The sequence below is a fragment of the Scytonema sp. UIC 10036 genome (assembly GCF_009725235.1).
This window is the reverse complement of record NZ_WJFC01000012.1, coordinates 85262-101383: the sequence shown is the minus strand read 5'-3', so window position 1 is coordinate 101383 and position 16122 is coordinate 85262. Positions and strand designations below refer to the sequence as shown.

Annotated in this window: 14 protein-coding genes and 2 pseudogenes; 11 read left to right on the top strand and 5 right to left on the bottom strand. The window is 40.2% G+C overall.

Annotated elements, in window-relative coordinates; all coding sequences use genetic code 11:
• Positions 1-227 precede the first annotated feature (227 nt).
• Positions 228-1061, top strand: a complete 834-nt coding sequence (locus tag F7734_RS08240; RefSeq protein ID WP_155744210.1) for a DUF2382 domain-containing protein — start codon at positions 228-230, stop codon at positions 1059-1061.
• A gap of 17 nt (positions 1062-1078) precedes the next feature.
• Here the strand turns inward: F7734_RS08240 and F7734_RS08235 are convergent, their stop codons facing one another.
• On the bottom strand, positions 1079-2092 hold the full coding sequence (locus tag F7734_RS08235) for a mechanosensitive ion channel family protein (protein ID WP_155744209.1): 1014 nt from the start codon (positions 2090-2092) through the stop codon (positions 1079-1081).
• 452 nt (positions 2093-2544) lie between these two features.
• Between F7734_RS08235 and F7734_RS08230 the strand changes: the two genes are divergently transcribed.
• The 3 genes from F7734_RS08230 (at position 2545) to F7734_RS08220 (ending at position 5462) form a co-directional block, all read left to right on the top strand.
• Positions 2545-3624, top strand: coding sequence for a potassium channel family protein (locus F7734_RS08230; RefSeq protein WP_155744208.1), 1080 nt, complete (start codon positions 2545-2547; stop codon positions 3622-3624).
• Positions 3625-3687: 63 nt separating this feature from the next.
• Complete coding sequence (locus F7734_RS08225) at positions 3688-3912, top strand: hypothetical protein (RefSeq protein ID WP_155744207.1); 225 nt, start codon at positions 3688-3690, stop codon at positions 3910-3912.
• 266 nt (positions 3913-4178) lie between these two features.
• The gene (locus F7734_RS08220; protein WP_155744222.1) at positions 4179-5462 is read left to right on the top strand and encodes an amino acid permease; all 1284 of its coding nucleotides are present in this window, start codon (positions 4179-4181) and stop codon (positions 5460-5462) included.
• Here the strand turns inward: F7734_RS08220 and F7734_RS08215 are convergent.
• The 3 genes from F7734_RS08215 to F7734_RS08205 are packed head-to-tail and all read right to left on the bottom strand — an operon-like array spanning position 5437 to position 6609.
• On the bottom strand, positions 5437-5805 hold the full coding sequence (locus F7734_RS08215; RefSeq protein ID WP_155744206.1) for a hypothetical protein: 369 nt from the start codon (positions 5803-5805) through the stop codon (positions 5437-5439). The genes F7734_RS08220 and F7734_RS08215 overlap by 26 nt on opposite strands.
• Before the next feature lie 7 nt (positions 5806-5812).
• Complete coding sequence (locus F7734_RS08210) at positions 5813-6328, bottom strand: GNAT family N-acetyltransferase (RefSeq protein WP_155744205.1); 516 nt, start codon at positions 6326-6328, stop codon at positions 5813-5815.
• Complete coding sequence (locus tag F7734_RS08205; protein WP_155744204.1) at positions 6328-6609, bottom strand: DUF1778 domain-containing protein; 282 nt, start codon at positions 6607-6609, stop codon at positions 6328-6330. Before F7734_RS08205 ends, F7734_RS08210 begins: the two co-directional genes overlap by 1 nt.
• A 197-nt stretch (positions 6610-6806) precedes the next feature.
• On the opposite strand from F7734_RS08205, the gene F7734_RS08200 reads away from it, so the two are divergent.
• From F7734_RS08200 to F7734_RS08160, 7 genes and pseudogenes are all read left to right on the top strand, one after another.
• On the top strand, positions 6807-8285 hold the full coding sequence (locus F7734_RS08200; protein WP_155744203.1) for a CIA30 family protein: 1479 nt from the start codon (positions 6807-6809) through the stop codon (positions 8283-8285).
• Positions 8286-8290: 5 nt separating this feature from the next.
• Positions 8291-8644 (top strand): hypothetical protein, encoded by a 354-nt coding sequence (locus F7734_RS08195; RefSeq protein WP_155744202.1) that lies wholly within the window; start codon positions 8291-8293, stop codon positions 8642-8644.
• Positions 8645-9469: 825 nt separating this feature from the next.
• Positions 9470-10294: pseudogene (locus F7734_RS08190) on the top strand (alpha/beta hydrolase fold domain-containing protein); the annotation flags it as partial.
• A gap of 439 nt (positions 10295-10733) precedes the next feature.
• Positions 10734-11063, top strand: a pseudogene (locus F7734_RS08185) (hypothetical protein); the annotation flags it as partial.
• Between the two features lie 408 nt (positions 11064-11471).
• Positions 11472-11795, top strand: coding sequence for a hypothetical protein (locus F7734_RS08170; protein ID WP_155744199.1), 324 nt, complete (start codon positions 11472-11474; stop codon positions 11793-11795).
• A 266-nt stretch (positions 11796-12061) separates the two neighbouring features.
• Entirely contained in the window at positions 12062-12964 is a 903-nt protein-coding gene (locus F7734_RS08165; protein ID WP_166481790.1) for a polysaccharide deacetylase family protein, read from the top strand.
• Entirely contained in the window at positions 12915-14378 is a 1464-nt protein-coding gene (locus F7734_RS08160) for a DUF5009 domain-containing protein (protein ID WP_155744198.1), read from the top strand. Before F7734_RS08165 ends, F7734_RS08160 begins: the two co-directional genes overlap by 50 nt.
• Positions 14379-14774: 396 nt before the next feature.
• Here the strand turns inward: F7734_RS08160 and F7734_RS08155 are convergent, their stop codons facing one another.
• On the bottom strand, positions 14775-16043 hold the full coding sequence (locus F7734_RS08155; RefSeq protein ID WP_166481789.1) for an ATP-binding protein: 1269 nt from the start codon (positions 16041-16043) through the stop codon (positions 14775-14777).
• Positions 16044-16122 lie beyond the last annotated feature (79 nt).

Genomic DNA, 16122 nt, shown 5'->3' with positions numbered 1-16122 from the left:
TGTAACAGTTGATATCCTCCACAACACCCATATTCCCATATATTTTCTGGGAGTATGGGAATTTTTTTGAGAATTATTAGGCAAAGCGCTCGGATTGTTTTTATTAATTTCTCCGGTCATCGTTGTATATATTATTTTGTCTTGTTAATCATCCAAGAGTAAGAAGTTTTTTGGCTAAAAGTATTTAACATTGAATGTAAAAGATAGAAGGTTGAGAGGAAAATCAAATGACACTTGTAAAATTAGAAGAATTCTACTCCGACTATCGCACAGATTTCTCTGATAGATATGACATAAATGGCTTTGAAGTTTATGCCCAAAACAATGACAAAGCTGGCTCCATTGATAGTATTTTAGTGGATGAAAAAACCGGAAAATTTCGCTATTTTGTAGTAGACACGGGTTTATGGATTTTTGGTAAAAAAGTTTTACTACCCGTTGGTCTTGCTGATATTCGTTACACTGAGAAAAGAATTAAGGTCAGCAATTTGACTAGAAAGCAAGTAGAAAACTTACCTAGTTTTGATAATCTAGAAAAGGTTGATTACGGCTATGAAGAGCAAGTCCGTGATGTGTATCGTGGCTCGGCTGCTACTCCTAGCATGACTCAAGCAAATACATACGATCGCAGTACTTACAACTACGAGGAAGAACCATCATTATACAATATTGATGACCGAGATGATCGCAGCTTAAAACTGTATGAAGAACGATTGATTGCTAACAAGCAACGTCGTAAGGCTGGGGAAGTCACAATTGGCAAACATTTAGAAACTGACACTGCTCGTGTTGCAGTACCCGTTGAAAAAGAGCGAGTCGTGATTGAGCGTACAAATCCTACAAATGCGCGAGCAAGCAATGCGAGTGATGCTTTTCGTGACGGCGAAGTAGCCCGGATGGAAATTTACGAAGAAACGCCTGATATTCGCAAAGAAGCTGTTGTGCGGGAAGAAGTCCGAGTCAAGAAAGTTGTAGAACGTGATACAGTTCAAGCGCAAGAAACTGTTCGACGTGAAGAGCTTGATGTGGATACTAACGGTCTTCCTATTGTGGATAAATGAAGCACTCCCCCGCCAACCTACAGTTTTTCAGTATCACCGTCATTGACTTGCTTTCCATTGCCATGCGATCGCATTTGGGCAAGCAGTTTCAAGGAATCGCTGATTCTACGCGGTTTTGGCACTTGACCTTTTCCTGCGGGCCATCCTTCACGTTGACAAGTGCGATCGCCATCTGTTTCCTCAGTTTGGTCGTGGAACAATATTTGTGTGGTGGGGAAGGGTAAGTCAATACCGTTGGCTGTCAGCTTATTCTTGATAGCAGTCAGAACTTTATCCCGTGAATCAAGACTATCTGCTCTTCGGGGTGGAGCAATCCACCACCGAGCACGAAGATTTACCGTACTTTCATCCAGTTCCATGACGAGTACGTCAGGAGATGGATCTTTCAAGACTACATCCACACTATGCATTGCTTCGAGTATCAATTCCTTTGCCCGTTCAATGCTGTCACCGTAACCAATACCAACGTCATACTCCAAGCGACGGTTATCAAAGGCGGTATTGACAGTGATTGAATTTGTAAACAGTTCCGCATTGGGAATAACGATGCGACGACCATCGTAGGTTCGGATAGTTGTGGCCCGTGTCTGAATACTTTCTACTGTTCCCTCAAAGTCTTTAAAAACAATTTGGTCATGGATTTGGAACGGTTCTGTCAAAAGTATTAAGATACCAGCCAAAAAGTTTTGCAAGATATCACGGAAAGCAAAACCAATCGCTACCCCACTAATCCCTAAAAGTTGAACTAAATCTCCTGCCTGAAATGTTGGAATGACAATCGATAAAGCTACGAAGAGACCCACTAAGATAATAGCCCCCTGAGATACACGTCCCAGAACAAGCCCCAGATTCCTTGCATTCCGATACCTTCGGGTAACGCGTCTGACTAAAAACCGAACCGTCCTAGCCAGGAAGCAAAATAAAACAAAAACGATTAAGGCTAATACAATATTAGGCAGCATGATGATAGAACTATTAATCATCCCTTGCACCTTTGTCCACGCTGCCGATACCGCTCCTTGAAAATTCATCGCACCTTTTTATTATGGATATGCCTATAAATTATTCTAGGGAGAATCTCAAAAATACCCTCTATCTAAAGTCATTAATCTACTTAGATTTTAGCTAGAATTTTTACTACAGCACAACTTCCAATACTGCGTAGGTTTTGCATAAAAATACGAAATTACGTAGGTTGGGGAGCCAGCCCTGAACCGTGTGCGTGGCGCGAATGCGCCCTGGCATCTTGCACCTTCTCAATAAGGGCTGGTGGGCAGTGCCCATCCTACGAAAGAATAAGCTTTTTGGCTTTTGATTTTAGTAATAAGATGACGGTGCAAGATATGAGATAGGCTACTATAATAACAGCTTTGAAGGCTAAAGAAGTAAAAATTTTAGCCAAGTGCATACAGTGCTTGTTAGTACTTAGTTGATGAACAACACTGTAGAAAATTTATCATTTATCGAAAATTGGTATTAACGAATGAAATTGTTAGTGCAATTGGTAGGTGTAGGACTGATAGTTTTATCGCTTTTGGATATTTACCTAACTGTCTTGTTCCCTCGCCTTGGTAGCAGCGTACTCAGTTTGCAACTTGGAAAAGGAATGTGGTGGCTCTTCCGGTTAATTGCACGTATAATGCCCTTTAAAGACGAAAGAGTGCTCACTCATAGCGGTCCTATATTGATGATTGCAACTGTTGTAGTATGGTTGGGCTTGCTGCTTTATGGGTTTGCCCTAATTGTTTGGACTGAGTTGGGTTGGTCTATACAATCGAGTGATGGGCAGACAAAAACTGATTTTATATCAGCGCTTTACTACAGTGGCTTTTCACTAACAACACTGGGAACAGGGGACTTGACGCCAGAAACAGACTTCCAACGACTGCTGATGATATTGGAAGCAGCTCTTGGCTTTTCTGTTTTTACTTTAACGATTACTTACTTACTCTCAGTGTACAGTGCAATTACAAGACGCCACACGTTTGCTTTGAGTTTATACCACCGCAGTGCTGCTACGGCAGATGCAGCAGAAATGCTAGCGAGACTTGGTGCTAGTGGTGAACTGAGTGGCATACGACAAGATATTTCTAACATGGCAAGGGACTTAATAGACTTGCTAGAATCACAACATTCTTACCCAGCATTGCTCTATTTCCGGTTTCGCCAATGCTATTATGCCTTGCCACGCGTGCTACTTTTGGCAATGGATACAGCCACTTTAATTAAAAGTGCATTGAATACCAAAAAATATCGTTCAGTTACGCATTCTACAGCTGTAGAAGAATTGTGGGGTGGCGGTTTACAATTGCTTGTTGAGTTATCTAGCTTATTTTTGCCAAAAAATCGTTTAAAAAATAATGACTCTCTAGAGCAAACATGGCGCAAGCGCTACTATCATGCGGTAGAACGAATGAAAGCTGAAGGAATAGAGACAGCAGATGATTTCGAGGCTGGTGTCTCTTTGTACATTTCTCTGCGCCGCCAATGGAACCCTTACGTAGTAGCCCTTGCTCGTTACACGGCATATGATTGGGATGAAATCGCTCCTCATGAAAGTTGAGAATTGTTTGCTTCTTGGGTACGACTACTCTAAAATTTGCATACACAGGTAACAAGTATACTTATGACTGGCATAGTCTTACTAATAATTGGTTTAGGGATTTTTTTCTTAGGTTTAAGTACTAAAGATGAGATTAACCGCATAGCAGCCTTGGTAGCTGGAGTTATTTGTCTAGTTTGGGGATTTGCTCTATCCCCCTTGTCAATTCAATTGCTTGTTGAAACTGTTTCAGTTTTAGCAGCTTTTTTGGTTTGTATGCGCTGTTTGGGTTGTGGTTCATCACGTTAAGTTATCCCAATTCCTTAAATCTGTGTATTTTGGAGACGATACTGATGTAGGGCTGCTATTAGGAGTTGGTTACAATTTCTAAGACAATTTTATTTTATAGGGAAATAAAAAAGTTATCTTCCTTGGGCGGGTAGTTCAAATTGTCCTCACTTCTAACAATAATAGTTGGTATTTATACTAACAACTGGGATAATGTCAACGTGAGCAAACATCGGAACTATCCTTTACCTAATCTTGCAATTGCAGGCAAAGCATCTCCTAAAAAAATGCTTTCTTTAAGAGATGCAATCGCTCTGATTGTTGGCATTGTTATCGGTGCAGGCATTTTTGAGACACCATCTCTTGTTGCTGGCAATATCCCAAGCCCTGTCATGGTGATGTTGGTTTGGCTGCTAGGTGGTGTCATGTCATTAGTTGGGGCTTTATGTTACGCCGATCTGGCGATAACTTACCCTCATAGTGGTGGTAATTATTATTACCTCATGCGTGCTTTTGGTAAAAACTGGGCGTTTTTATTTGCTTGGGCGCGATTAGCGGTTGTTCAAACTGGTTCCATCGCTCTTTTGGCATTTGTGTTTGGGGATTATGCATCACAGTTGTGGAGGCTGGGCGATTATTCGCCATCTATTTATGCTGCGGGTGTTATTATCGTCTTCACTGCTGTGAATATTCTTGGTATCCAACAAGGTAAATCAGCACAAAATTGGTTGAGTGTTGCTCAAGTCATCGGTTTACTGCTTGTTGTTCTCACTGGTTTGATTGTTACTGCACCGCCTGCAATGTCTACTCCGCCATCATCACAAGGAAATTTTGGTTTGGCAATGGTTTTTGTGTTGCTGTCTTACGGTGGTTGGAACGAAGCCGCTTACATTTCCGCAGAGTTACGAAACGTGAAACAGAACATGGTGCGATCGCTTCTCTGGAGCCTTAGCATTATTACAGTCATTTACTTACTTATCAACCTAGCTTACATTCTTGGATTGGGGCTAGAAGGGATGGCGTTATCAAAAGCTGTAGCCGCAGACTTGATGTATCGGGCTTTTGGCAAACCTGGTGCCGTGTTTATCAGCTTTCTCATTGCCATTGCCAGCTTAAGTGCCATCAACGCCACAATTTTTACAGGTGCTCGTACCAACTACGCGCTGGGACAAGATTTTGCCATATTTTCCTTCATGGGAGGTGGGAAAAGCCCTTCAAATACTCTGACAAATGCTTTGCTCGTGCAAGCTGTCAGCACACTTTTTTTAGTGGTGTTGGGAACTGTAACGCGCAGAGGCTTTGAAACAATGGTAGATTATACTGCTCCCATCTTTTGGTTCTTTTTTTTACTGAGTAGTTTGTCACTGTTAGTTTTGAGAGTGCGGGAACCAGAGCGAGAAAGACCATTTCAAGTTCCTTTTTATCCCCTGACGCCTCTCTTGTTTTGCTTTTTATGTGGTTACTTACTTTACTCTAGCCTCGCATATACTGGTATCGGCGGCATGATGGGAGTAGCTGTGGTGTTAGCGGGTGTGCCTCTACTATTTATAAATTGTCATCGTCAAGCTTAACCCTAATTTTCAAGGACTTTGATGAATTTAGGTGTAGGTTGGGTTGAGGAACGAAAGCCAACATTTTGGCGACATTGTTGGGTTTCGCTTTCGCCTCAACCCAACCTACAATTCTTAATGCATACTTAAGTTCTTCTATTGTTAAACTATCCGTTTGATTGATATATATTTGACCGCTATCTTTCTCAGTCTGACTGCGATCGGCGAAAAATAGGATGTCCCAGTTTTGGCTCCACAACTGTTCGTTAATGTCTTGGCGTTGAGGTTCTATCAAAGGTAAGCCACTTGGAAAGTATTGAAATCCAGAGTGTTCGGAAAGGATGACTCGAAGCCGTGACAGCACTGAAAATTTATTCTGTTGCTTCGAGGGATTGCCGAATGTCCTTGAAAAGGAAAAGCAGGTGCAGGGGATTGGTTGAGGATTCTTCCATGCCGAATTTAAGGTAAAAGGCGCGGGCTTCCTCATCTTTGGCATGGACAAGAAAAGCGCGTCCGCCAATGATTTCCGACCCAGCCAGGGCGCGGCTTAGTGCGTTGCGAAACATGGCTTTGCCTAAGCCTTTCCCCTGTTCGCTACTGTCCACCGCAAACCGCGCCATAAGGATAACTGGCACGGGATAACGTCCCTGCCCTTTGATGACACGGGCGGGAGCGTCCTCCGGTGCTACGGACGCAGGCGCAAGGCTGTAATAGCCAATCACCCGTTGGGCGCGTGTCAGGACGTAGGTTCTGGCTCCGCCGCTTGCCTGATTTTGCAGGGCGTACTTCATGAGGAAATGATTAAGCGGCGGCTTACCACAATCGAAACCCTCGATTTCGTGACTCTTGGTCAGCAGGATAGGTGCGTTTAACGACTCGCCTGCCATTAGAATAGTTCCGGTTCGCTAAACAGTTGCTGCAACTCTGGAATGACTTTCGGTGGCGCGTCAAGACGTTCGCAGAAAGCTTCCCATTGGTCAGGTGCCAAGCGAAACTCGGTTTGATTCACAACAATAGCATTCGCGGCGTCAAGCGATGCTTGTAGTACAAACTGGCTGACATTGGTGCGCCGCACTCGTGCCGCTTGTGCCAGTATCGCCTTTTCCGACTCTGTTGCCCGAATGGAAAGCCGCGTTTCTTTTTGGGTGGCGGCTGCTTTCTGAAACATGATTTTTTCCTGTTACACTTCTTGTATTCCCAATGTACTCCCAATTAGCCAAAACTGCACTCTGTTTAACATTAATATGCCTTTGCATCTAGCAAAGCTCCGCAGAGCAGTCTGCGTTCTCAGCCATTGGATGATGTCATAAGCAATTGAGTATTGTATCCTTGGGATGCATCATCTCCTATTTGAGTTCTTGGAATATGGCTGATAACAATCGCTCGCAGTGGGACTTAGGCAGATTTCTTGAAACTTTGACCTACTTTGAGGTTTTTCCTTTTCTTAACTGGCTACAAGATTTATTCCAAGGTCGCCTTCATAATAAAGACAGACTTGATGGAGCAAAACAAGTGGGCGTTATACTGGTCGCTGGTGCAACGGGTGGTTTGGGAAAACGTGTGGTGGGACAACTCCTCCAACGGGGTTATAAAGTACGATCGCTAGTCCGAGATATAGACAAAGCGCGATCGCTTCTTGGCAATGACTCGGAATTAGTTGTTGCGGATATTACAAAGCCCGAAACTCTCACTCCTTTGATCGCAGCTAACATCCAAGCTGTCATTTGCTGCACTGCAGTGCGCGTCCAGCCTGTAGAAGGAGATAGCCCAGAACGTGCTAAATACTACCAAGGTGTGAAATTTTACCAACCTGAAATTGTTGGCGATACCCCAGAAAACGTTGAATACCAAGGTGTGAAAAACTTGGTAGAAGTTGTAGCAAAATATTTGCCAAAAGCAGGGGAACGAGTATTATTTGATTTTACAAATCCATCGACAGAACTTAAAGAAACTTGGGGTGCAGTGGATGATGTCGTCATGGGTGGAGTTAGTCAAAGCAATATTCAACTGGTAGAAGGTACAGCCCTATTTTGTGGCTACGTTTCCACCGCCAACTCAGGGGGATTTGCTTCTGTGAGAACTAAAAATTTTACTCCCGGTTTTAACTTATCTGGCTGTGAAGGTATAGAGTTGCGCCTCAGAGGTGATGGAAAACGCTATAAATTCCTCCTGCGTACCGAGACACAATGGGATGGTGTTGCTTACAGCTATTCTTTTGACACCGAAGCCAACACCTGGATGAATGTTCGCATTCCTTTTGCAGATGCGATCGCAGTTTTTCGAGCCAAAACACTCAAAGACTACCAACCCATTGATACTAGTAAAATTTGCTCATTTCAACTCATGCTGAGCAAGTTTGAATACGATGGCGGATTAAACCCCAAATTTGCACCGGGGGGTTTTTCTCTACAAGTAGAATCAATCAAAGCTTATGGTAAGCAAATTTTACCACAGTTTGTCCTTGTTAGTTCAGCAGGTGTGACTCGTCCCGGAAGACCGGGAATTAATTTAGATGAGGAACCACCCGCCGTTAGATTAAATGACCAACTCGGAGGAATTTTAACTTGGAAGTTAAAAGGAGAAGAGAGTTTAAGACAAAGTGGAATTCCTTACACGATTGTTAGACCATGCGCCTTAACTGAGGAACCAGGAGGCAAAGAGTTGATCGTCGCCCAAGGCGATAACATCAAAGGAAAAGTCAGCCGTGAGGATGTTGCTAAACTTTGTGTAGAATCATTGCAACAAAGTCAAGCCTGCAATGTTACATTTGAGGTAAAAGAGGGAGAAAAGATTGTTAGTTATATCGACTGGCAAAGTCTCTTTTCTCAACTAAAACCCGATTGAAATTCATGAAACGCTTCTGGCTGGTAGTATCGGCACTGTTATTAGGAATTCTCCTCTGGGGTGGAATACTGTCAAACACCGTATCATCCCAGCAGTATGATTCCCGTGTTTCTAATTTGGAAGCGGATTTGAGCCGTTTGGAAACTAGAGTTATCCGTATAGAATCGCTACTCAGTCAAAATCGTCGCGTACCTCCTGTAAGTACACCCAAAACTCCATCAACGTCATCGCAAGCCAGAAGAACCCTTCCACCAGAAGATCGCGATCGCATATTTGATAGACTTGCTACTTTGGTTGTAGAACTGAAGCAGCAAGTCAATGCATTGGAGGGGCGAGTCGCGAAATTAGAAAAACGATAAAAAGCTCATCTTTCAGCACACCATTGATTTTTTCAGCAATCTGTGAAATTATTATCATAGTAAAGTACGGTATGTCTATTGTATTACTGTACTTTATTGAAAAGAGTAGAGCGAGCGCAAATACCTTCAGTTCAGAGTCAAGGAGGGGTAAACCTTTGTTTTACCTTCTCCTCTTTCCCAACTGCTGGAATGTTGGTAACCTCAGATCTTGCACCTCTCAGTACAAACCCAGGTAATGTAAAAATATCCGCGATAAGGATACCTAATTTTTGCTGGTTTTTATAGCTAAATCAAGGGTTTTTATTTAGTACTGTGTAATAAATTTATATCAAAGTTCCTTGGTGCAAGATGTGAGTAACGCTATTTCACTCTGTATTAGCGAAAGTTACGGTTTGAGAATGGCGATAGGCTCTTGATACTTTTATCTCAGTATATAGCTGATTCGTAGCTTCGAAAAAGTATTAGTCAGAATGAAATAAGAGATAGAATAATGGTTATTTTGCTAATCACCAGAGTATTTAATATTTATAGATATCCTGATTTTCGATCAATAATTAATAATTCAAAATCTTATGGAAGTTGTATTTTTTTACAAAGACTCTGTAACTAAAACTTTATTAATTTCATTGTTCTCATTCCTATCACTAGCAGGTGAGCGATGTTTTGACTTTTCCCCCTCACCCCTATAGTAAGCGATTTTTGCGCCCCTTGAATGAAAAAAATTCCTTAACCATGTGGGTTACACCGATTTTAAATCCTGCTAAAAAAGTTCTAGTCGGATTATTTAGCAAGATTTAGCAGGAATTTTATTAAAAATATCCGACTCTCGTATGGGTACATGGTGGTGGTTGGGTTTCTGGAGATAAGCGCCAAATAGCGAATTACCTCAAGATTCTAGTTTCAAAGTTTAAAGAGCTTTATTCAACAGATTTGACGGTTGTCGGCGTAAATTACTCAATTGCACCAGAGTTTCAATATCCATTACCCTTGAAACAGGTGAATGACGCGATTAAGTATCTTCTAAATAACGCTCTAGGCCTTCATATCGATGTGACCAAGCTTGCATTAGCAGGCGATTCAGCAGGTTCTCAGATAGCCGCACAAATGGCAACCTTATTTACAAACTCTTCTTATAAAGATGACATCTTAGCTGGCACAGGGTTTGACATTGGAGAACTTGCCATAAAACCGGAAGACAATATCAACAATATCAAGGGTATAGTACTGTGTTGTGGAGGATTTAATCTCAAAAGTATTGTTGAGAGTCCTGAGTATATTGAAGCCCGAGGTAACTTTCCGGATTTTAAGCACTTTGTTAACACAGTAACGACTGTATATTCAGGATATCTCAATCCTGTTACTAGACAAGAATTTGACACTTTCTCAGTCGCCAATTACGTGACTGAAAAATTCCCACCTTCATTCATTACTGTCGGCGGTGCAGATTCACTCAAACCACAATCGGAAGAATTAAGGGATAAGCTTAATAGCTTAGGAGTAGAAACAGACACTTTTTTTCCTATTATACAACCACTAACATATCCATCAAAAACAGATCTAGAACACGAATACCAATTTAATCTTGACACTGCTGCTGGACAGGAAGCCCTAAACCGCATAGTAACTTTTTTGAAAGAAAAACTGTCATAAACCGCAAATACAGACCTTTGAGTTGAAAACGGGACAAAAACAACGCTAAGGAATTTTCAACCCTCTCTTCTTCACCTAGCAACAAAAAGTGGCTTCCGTGCAGCCATTTTTTAAGAGTAATTCAATTCTCTCTTTGTACTTATCCACCTTAGGTTGATAATTGCCCCTAGTTCGTTCCAGCTTTATGCTTGTTTCTTTCTTGGTAGCGGGTGCTTTTTTAGCAAGTTCAAACACTTAAGAATTCATGATTTAAAAGAGAATAATGTTGTCTAACTCCCCCTTTGCCCGCTACCTAATGCGGATGACAGCGAGGGGGAAGTTATTGCTTTCTACCCTTAGAAAACACCCTCAGAGAAAAATCAATTCCTAAAAAACTTAGCAATTTTAGCCTAAATTAGTTAACTTTTTTAATAATCTCAGTCCGAGTTTCAAGTTTCACGATGCAACCAATAATCCAGACAATTTGGCTCTCACACTTCAAGGTTTTGAATCCGATCGGTATGGTGCGGTCACTGATGAATCCAAGGATGATTTAGATGTCTTCCAAACTGTGGGTACTTTAAAGACAACACCAGATTTCAAACTAACAACTGTTGCTAACCTGCGTAATTTGAGGAGTGGGGAGTACCTATTTACTCCAGGATCAATCTATTTTGCCTATAACACTGACAAAACTAAAGTAGTAATAACGGATGATTCACAGCTTCCACCAGGTTTGAAATATGAACAAGTAGACGATGACAAGTTCATCGTACGCTTAGGGGTATAAACACTCCTGTATGCGATGGGTTGAGTCTTGTAAAATGCAGTTCTCTTCGCCATCGACAGATAAGTAGCCCAATGGTTTTTTCATCTTCGGGATTTTTGACCTGTCTGTTAATGGCAGTTGTGTAAAAGTTGAGCTGTCCTATGTACTCAGGCTTAAAATCAGTAGTCTTTAACTCAATTACAATAAATCTTCTCAGAATGTAGTTGTAAAACAGAAGGTCGATGTAAAACTCTTGGTCTGAGACTTCTAACTTAAACTGTCTGCCAACTTAGGCAAATCCCTTACCTAATTCGAACATGAATTTAGTTATATTCTCGACTATACTAGTTTCCAGTTGTCTTTCCCTATCTACATCTCCAAGCTCTAAAAAGTCTAAAATATAGCTTTCCTTTACTAACTGTATTGATTTTGACCAATGATAAAAATCAGAATGTGCAAAAATATACTGTATTACTAGCTTGCTGTTTTTCTTTAGTTGGTTTATTCTTTGGCTCTATATATCCAACAATTTGTTCAATTCTTCTCAATCATCTACCTAAAGGACTCCATGGTACAATGAGTGGACTGATTGTGATTTTTTCAGAAGCAGGGATAGCTGTTGGTGTATTAACAATTGGTTTTATTACCAACAATGTTAGTATTCATGATGCATTTTATTTTATGTTACTTCCAATCGGAATTTTGCCTTTTTTGTTAATTTCTTATTACAAATTATCTGTCGGACCAATTTAATATGAAGCTGCACATTATTTTTACCCCTCCTAACCTCCCCTTATAAAGGGGAGGAAAATAAATTTCCTGTTTCCCCCCTTTATAAGGGGGGATTAAGGGGGGTAAGGAGAAATGTCACAGATGGTAGAGTTTTTTCTATGCATCAATTCGTAAAAAACTGTATTATAATTCACAGTCAATCATCAGTAAAACTTTGCAAGCACCGATAAAGCCTTCTTTCTCTCGGTGGTTCTAAGTTTTATTGAGTTATTTTAAGATTAGTTCCAGTGTTCTTTCTAAAAAATCAAAATATAGCTTTGGGCTTGGCTCTATTAGCCATTATTTTTCTTTCGCAGTTCAACTTTAAAGCAAATGAAGCTGAAATTCCAATTTTGGGTTTTCATGGTATTTTAGATGACAAAGCTTCCGTGATTTTTTCACCTGAAGAGTCACTGCATTACCCGCAGCGAGACCTAGAGGAACTTCTAGAAGACTTAATTCGTAATGATTACTGGTTTTTAACAACTCAAGACTTATATGACTTTTTCTTAAAAAGAGCCAAAAAAATTCCTAAAGAATATTTAAAGAAAAAGCCAATTATGCTGTCAATCGATGACGGGCATAAAACAATACACACTAATTTACTCCCTATTCTTTATAAGTTAGAGAAAAAATACAACCAAAAAATTAAAGTCGTCTTATTTATTAATCCAGGGACTTTTCCAAAACAAAAGAGCAAATCCTTAACTCATTTAGGATGTCAGGAATTAAGAGAGGGCTTAAAGCACGGTTTTTACGATATTCAATCTCATGGAATGAACCATCAGAATTTAACTAAACTCAGTTCTCAGGAAATCGTATATGAGCTAGTGCAAGCTCAAACCAAACTACGAGAATGTACAAAAGATTTAGATCCACAGAAAAAAGTAGCATCTCATTTTGCTTATCCCTATGGAGCTTACAATGAACGGGTAAAGTCCTATGTATCTAAATATTATTTATCGAGTTATCTCTATAATGATAAGATATTAAGTCTTGCCTGTAAAAAAAAGTTTTATGAAATTCCCCGACTCACTGTTAGCCGTGGAACATCATTTCTCGAACTTATCAGAAAATCTGAAGGTATGTATCAACTGAAGAATGAGTCAAAATGTCAAGAGACAAAACCCGCAAAAAATAAGAAAAAGTGAAAATCGTGTCTTGCCTTTGGATGCGTTACGTGGCTTTGCTGTTTTAGCTATGGTTTTATCTGGGACTATTAGTTATGAAATATTACCCGCTTGGATGTACCATGCTCAAAAACCACCACCAACTCATGCTTTTAATCCTCAATTACCTGGATTGACTTGGGTAGATATTGTATTTCCACTTTTCCTGTTTTCTCTGGGAGCCGCTATTCCTATAGCATTATCAAATCGCCTGTCTCAAGGATTTGCGATCGCGCAAATTCTTATATATATCTTTAAAAGGGGATTTTTGTTGGGCGCGTTTGCGGTTTTTCTTGAACATTTTAGACCTTTAAGAATAAATGATAACCCAACTGACCAGACCTGGTGGATAGCTCTGTTAGGTTTTTTTCTACTCTTTTTTATGTTCGTTCGATGGTCTGTCAACGAACAATTTCAAAAGGACACAAGAAGGTTAACTTTTGGTGCTTGGTTGGCGGCAATTATCTTGGTTTTTTCCCTGCAATATCCAGAAGGAAACAAATTTTCTCTTCTGAGAAATGATATTATCTTGGTTGTTCTAGCCTATATGGCAGTTTTTGGTGCGATCGCTTGGTTATGCACCAAAAATAATGTATTGCTGCGTTTGGGATTGCTAGGTTTTTTGATAGCTATAAGGTTCTCAGCCACAGTTAAAACGGGTTGGATTTCTGCACTTTTAGCAATACCATCTATTTCCTGGATGTTGCAATTGGATTATTTAAAGTACTTGTTTATCGTGATTCCGGGAACTATTGCAGGAGATTTGATTTTAAAATGGCTGCAAGCAGGAGTTACACATACGGATGAAGAAAGGCGAGTCACCTGGGCGCGATCGCGTTTCTATGGGATTGTTATCTTAATGTTAGCTATTTGTGTGAACCTACTAGTTGGTTTACAAGCCAGATGGGTGGAGCAAACAATATTACTCAGTATAATTTTTTGTTTCATCGGTTGGTTTTTCTTTAAAAATCCACTATCTGAAACAGAAAGATTGCTAACATCTTTTTTTCACTGGGGCGTTTATTGGCTGGTTCTAGGCTTAATCTTTGAGCCATTTGAAGGAGGTATAAAAAAAGACCCTTCTACCTTAAGTTACTACTTTGTCGCAACATCAATTTCACTTTTTCTCTTAATTATTTTCACTCTATTGCTAGATGTGCTCAAACAACAAAAGTTGCTGCAACTCTTCATTGATAATGGGCAAAATCCCACGATTGCCTATGTAGCCTTCGCCAATCTACTTTTACCGATTTTTAAGTTAACAAAAATTGAAATGTTTATTTCACAACACACAAATACTCCTTTAACAGGTTTTCTGAAAGGAGTATTGTATACCTCAATAATTGCTTGCTTTGTAAGTTTCTTAAGCAAACAAAAGGTTTTTTGGAAAATATAATACCACCAAACGACGGAACCTGCAAGCTTTAAGTAAAGTAAAGTAGGTAGTTGCTCTGCCACACGTTCCATCTTGGTGGGCTTTGGTTCTACCTACTCTCCTTAACAAAAATTAACCCATTAATTCTTGCTCCAAATGTGCCATCTTGTCGCATAATTGGGTGTGCAGAAAAAGTGCATAAGTCAAGCCTACTTGCATCCAATTAAAGATGTAGTGGCTTTGCCTCTATGCTTTGTTTCCGTTCTGTTGTGTGTGGGCTAAAACCCACACATTTCATCTCATCAGATCGTCGTTCAAGTTTGCGCTTCGATTCTCCCTAGAAGAGATTCGCGTCAAACTAGCACTCTTCAATCCTCAATCTATTATTGTACCTCAGAACACCCTACTAAAGTGCTACTAAGCTGCTTTGAGTTGTAAATGTTTTTTCACGGTAAAAAAGAATGTACTGCCTTTTCCAACCTCAGATTCTACCCAAACTTCACCATTGTACATTTCTACAATCTTTTTGACTAAAGCCAATCCAATTCCCGTACTATCAGAGCTTTTGTCATGAGAAATTTTTTGAAATATCTGGAAGATTCTGGCAAACTGCTCCTTTTCAATTCCCAATCCATTATCAGTAACGCTAAATAGCCAGTAATCAGTACCTTCTTTACAGTTAATCGTAATCTGTCCTTGTGGTTTATCTATAAATTTCATAGCATTACTGAGTAAATTCTGAAACACTTGTTCTATTTTAGTTCTCTCGAAGTCAATCACAGGTAGGTTACTAACCACCTCTATGCGTATATTTTCTCTTGGATCGAGAAGCTCAATAACATCTGCAACTAATTGATTTAAATTAACCTGTCTAATCTCTTCTTTGACACGTCCTACCCTAGAATACTGTAAAATGCCTTCTATAAGATCGTGCATTTTTTGAACTCGATTTATCAGAAGATGAATAAACTCTTGACCCTGTTCGTCGAGGCGATCGCTATAATCTGTTAGCAGCCATTGCGATAAAGAACTAATTCCCCGTAGCGGTGCTTTTAAATCGTGGGACACCACGTAAGCAAAATCGTTTAACTCTTTGTTTGTACTTTCTACTTCTTTAAGTAACTGCGCCATTTTTTCTTGAGACTGCTGGCGCTGAACTATTTCTTGGTGAAGTCGTTCATTGGTTTGTTCTAATTCAGTGGTACGTTGTTTGACTAATTCTTCTAAATGTTCTTTATACTGTCGCAACTCTTGCTCAGCCTTCTGACGTTCGGCATTTTCTGCTTGTAAAGCTCTATTTGCTTCTTCAAGTTGAGCTGGGCTGGGGAGAGCAAGTGCTTGCGGAACTAAAGGTATTAGAGTTAAAGCTGTATAAAGAGAGACTACAGCAGTAAAAGCTTTAATAGCTCCGGATAACCAGTAAGTGGGATACCAAAGCGTCCACACTTCCATGATATGAGTTGTACCACAGGAAACAATGAAAGCTCCAAACAACAGAAAAATAGTTTTGAACGGTACATCTTGTCTTTGACGGACAAAGTAGAGCAGTGTGAGTGGAATTGAATAATATGAAAGCGCAATAATCACATCTGAAAGTATATGCAAGGAAACCAACTCAGGTTTCCAAAGATAACAATGCCCGTGAGGAATAAAATTGTTTGAGAAAAAACCTTGTAGAAGCTCCACCTATCGATCTCCCCCACCCAAACCTTGATAAGAAAGATTTTAACTGCTAACCAGTGACCAATGACACTTGACACTTGAC

Bases quoted from the DNA above. Each gene is read 5' to 3' on its own strand.
- F7734_RS08230 (WP_155744208.1), top strand. From the start codon at position 2,545: ATGAAATTGTTAGTGCAATTGGTAGGTGTAGGACTGATAGTTTTATCG.
- F7734_RS08160 (WP_155744198.1), top strand. From the start codon at position 12,915: ATGAGTCAAAATGTCAAGAGACAAAACCCGCAAAAAATAAGAAAAAGT.
- F7734_RS08200 (WP_155744203.1), top strand. From the start codon at position 6,807: ATGGCTGATAACAATCGCTCGCAGTGGGACTTAGGCAGATTTCTTGAA.
- F7734_RS08240 (WP_155744210.1), top strand. From the start codon at position 228: ATGACACTTGTAAAATTAGAAGAATTCTACTCCGACTATCGCACAGAT.
- F7734_RS08235 (WP_155744209.1), bottom strand. From the start codon at position 2,092: ATGAATTTTCAAGGAGCGGTATCGGCAGCGTGGACAAAGGTGCAAGGG.
- F7734_RS08205 (WP_155744204.1), bottom strand. From the start codon at position 6,609: ATGTTTCAGAAAGCAGCCGCCACCCAAAAAGAAACGCGGCTTTCCATT.
- F7734_RS08220 (WP_155744222.1), top strand. From the start codon at position 4,179: ATGCTTTCTTTAAGAGATGCAATCGCTCTGATTGTTGGCATTGTTATC.
- F7734_RS08225 (WP_155744207.1), top strand. From the start codon at position 3,688: ATGACTGGCATAGTCTTACTAATAATTGGTTTAGGGATTTTTTTCTTA.
- F7734_RS08210 (WP_155744205.1), bottom strand. From the start codon at position 6,328: ATGGCAGGCGAGTCGTTAAACGCACCTATCCTGCTGACCAAGAGTCAC.
- F7734_RS08195 (WP_155744202.1), top strand. From the start codon at position 8,291: ATGAAACGCTTCTGGCTGGTAGTATCGGCACTGTTATTAGGAATTCTC.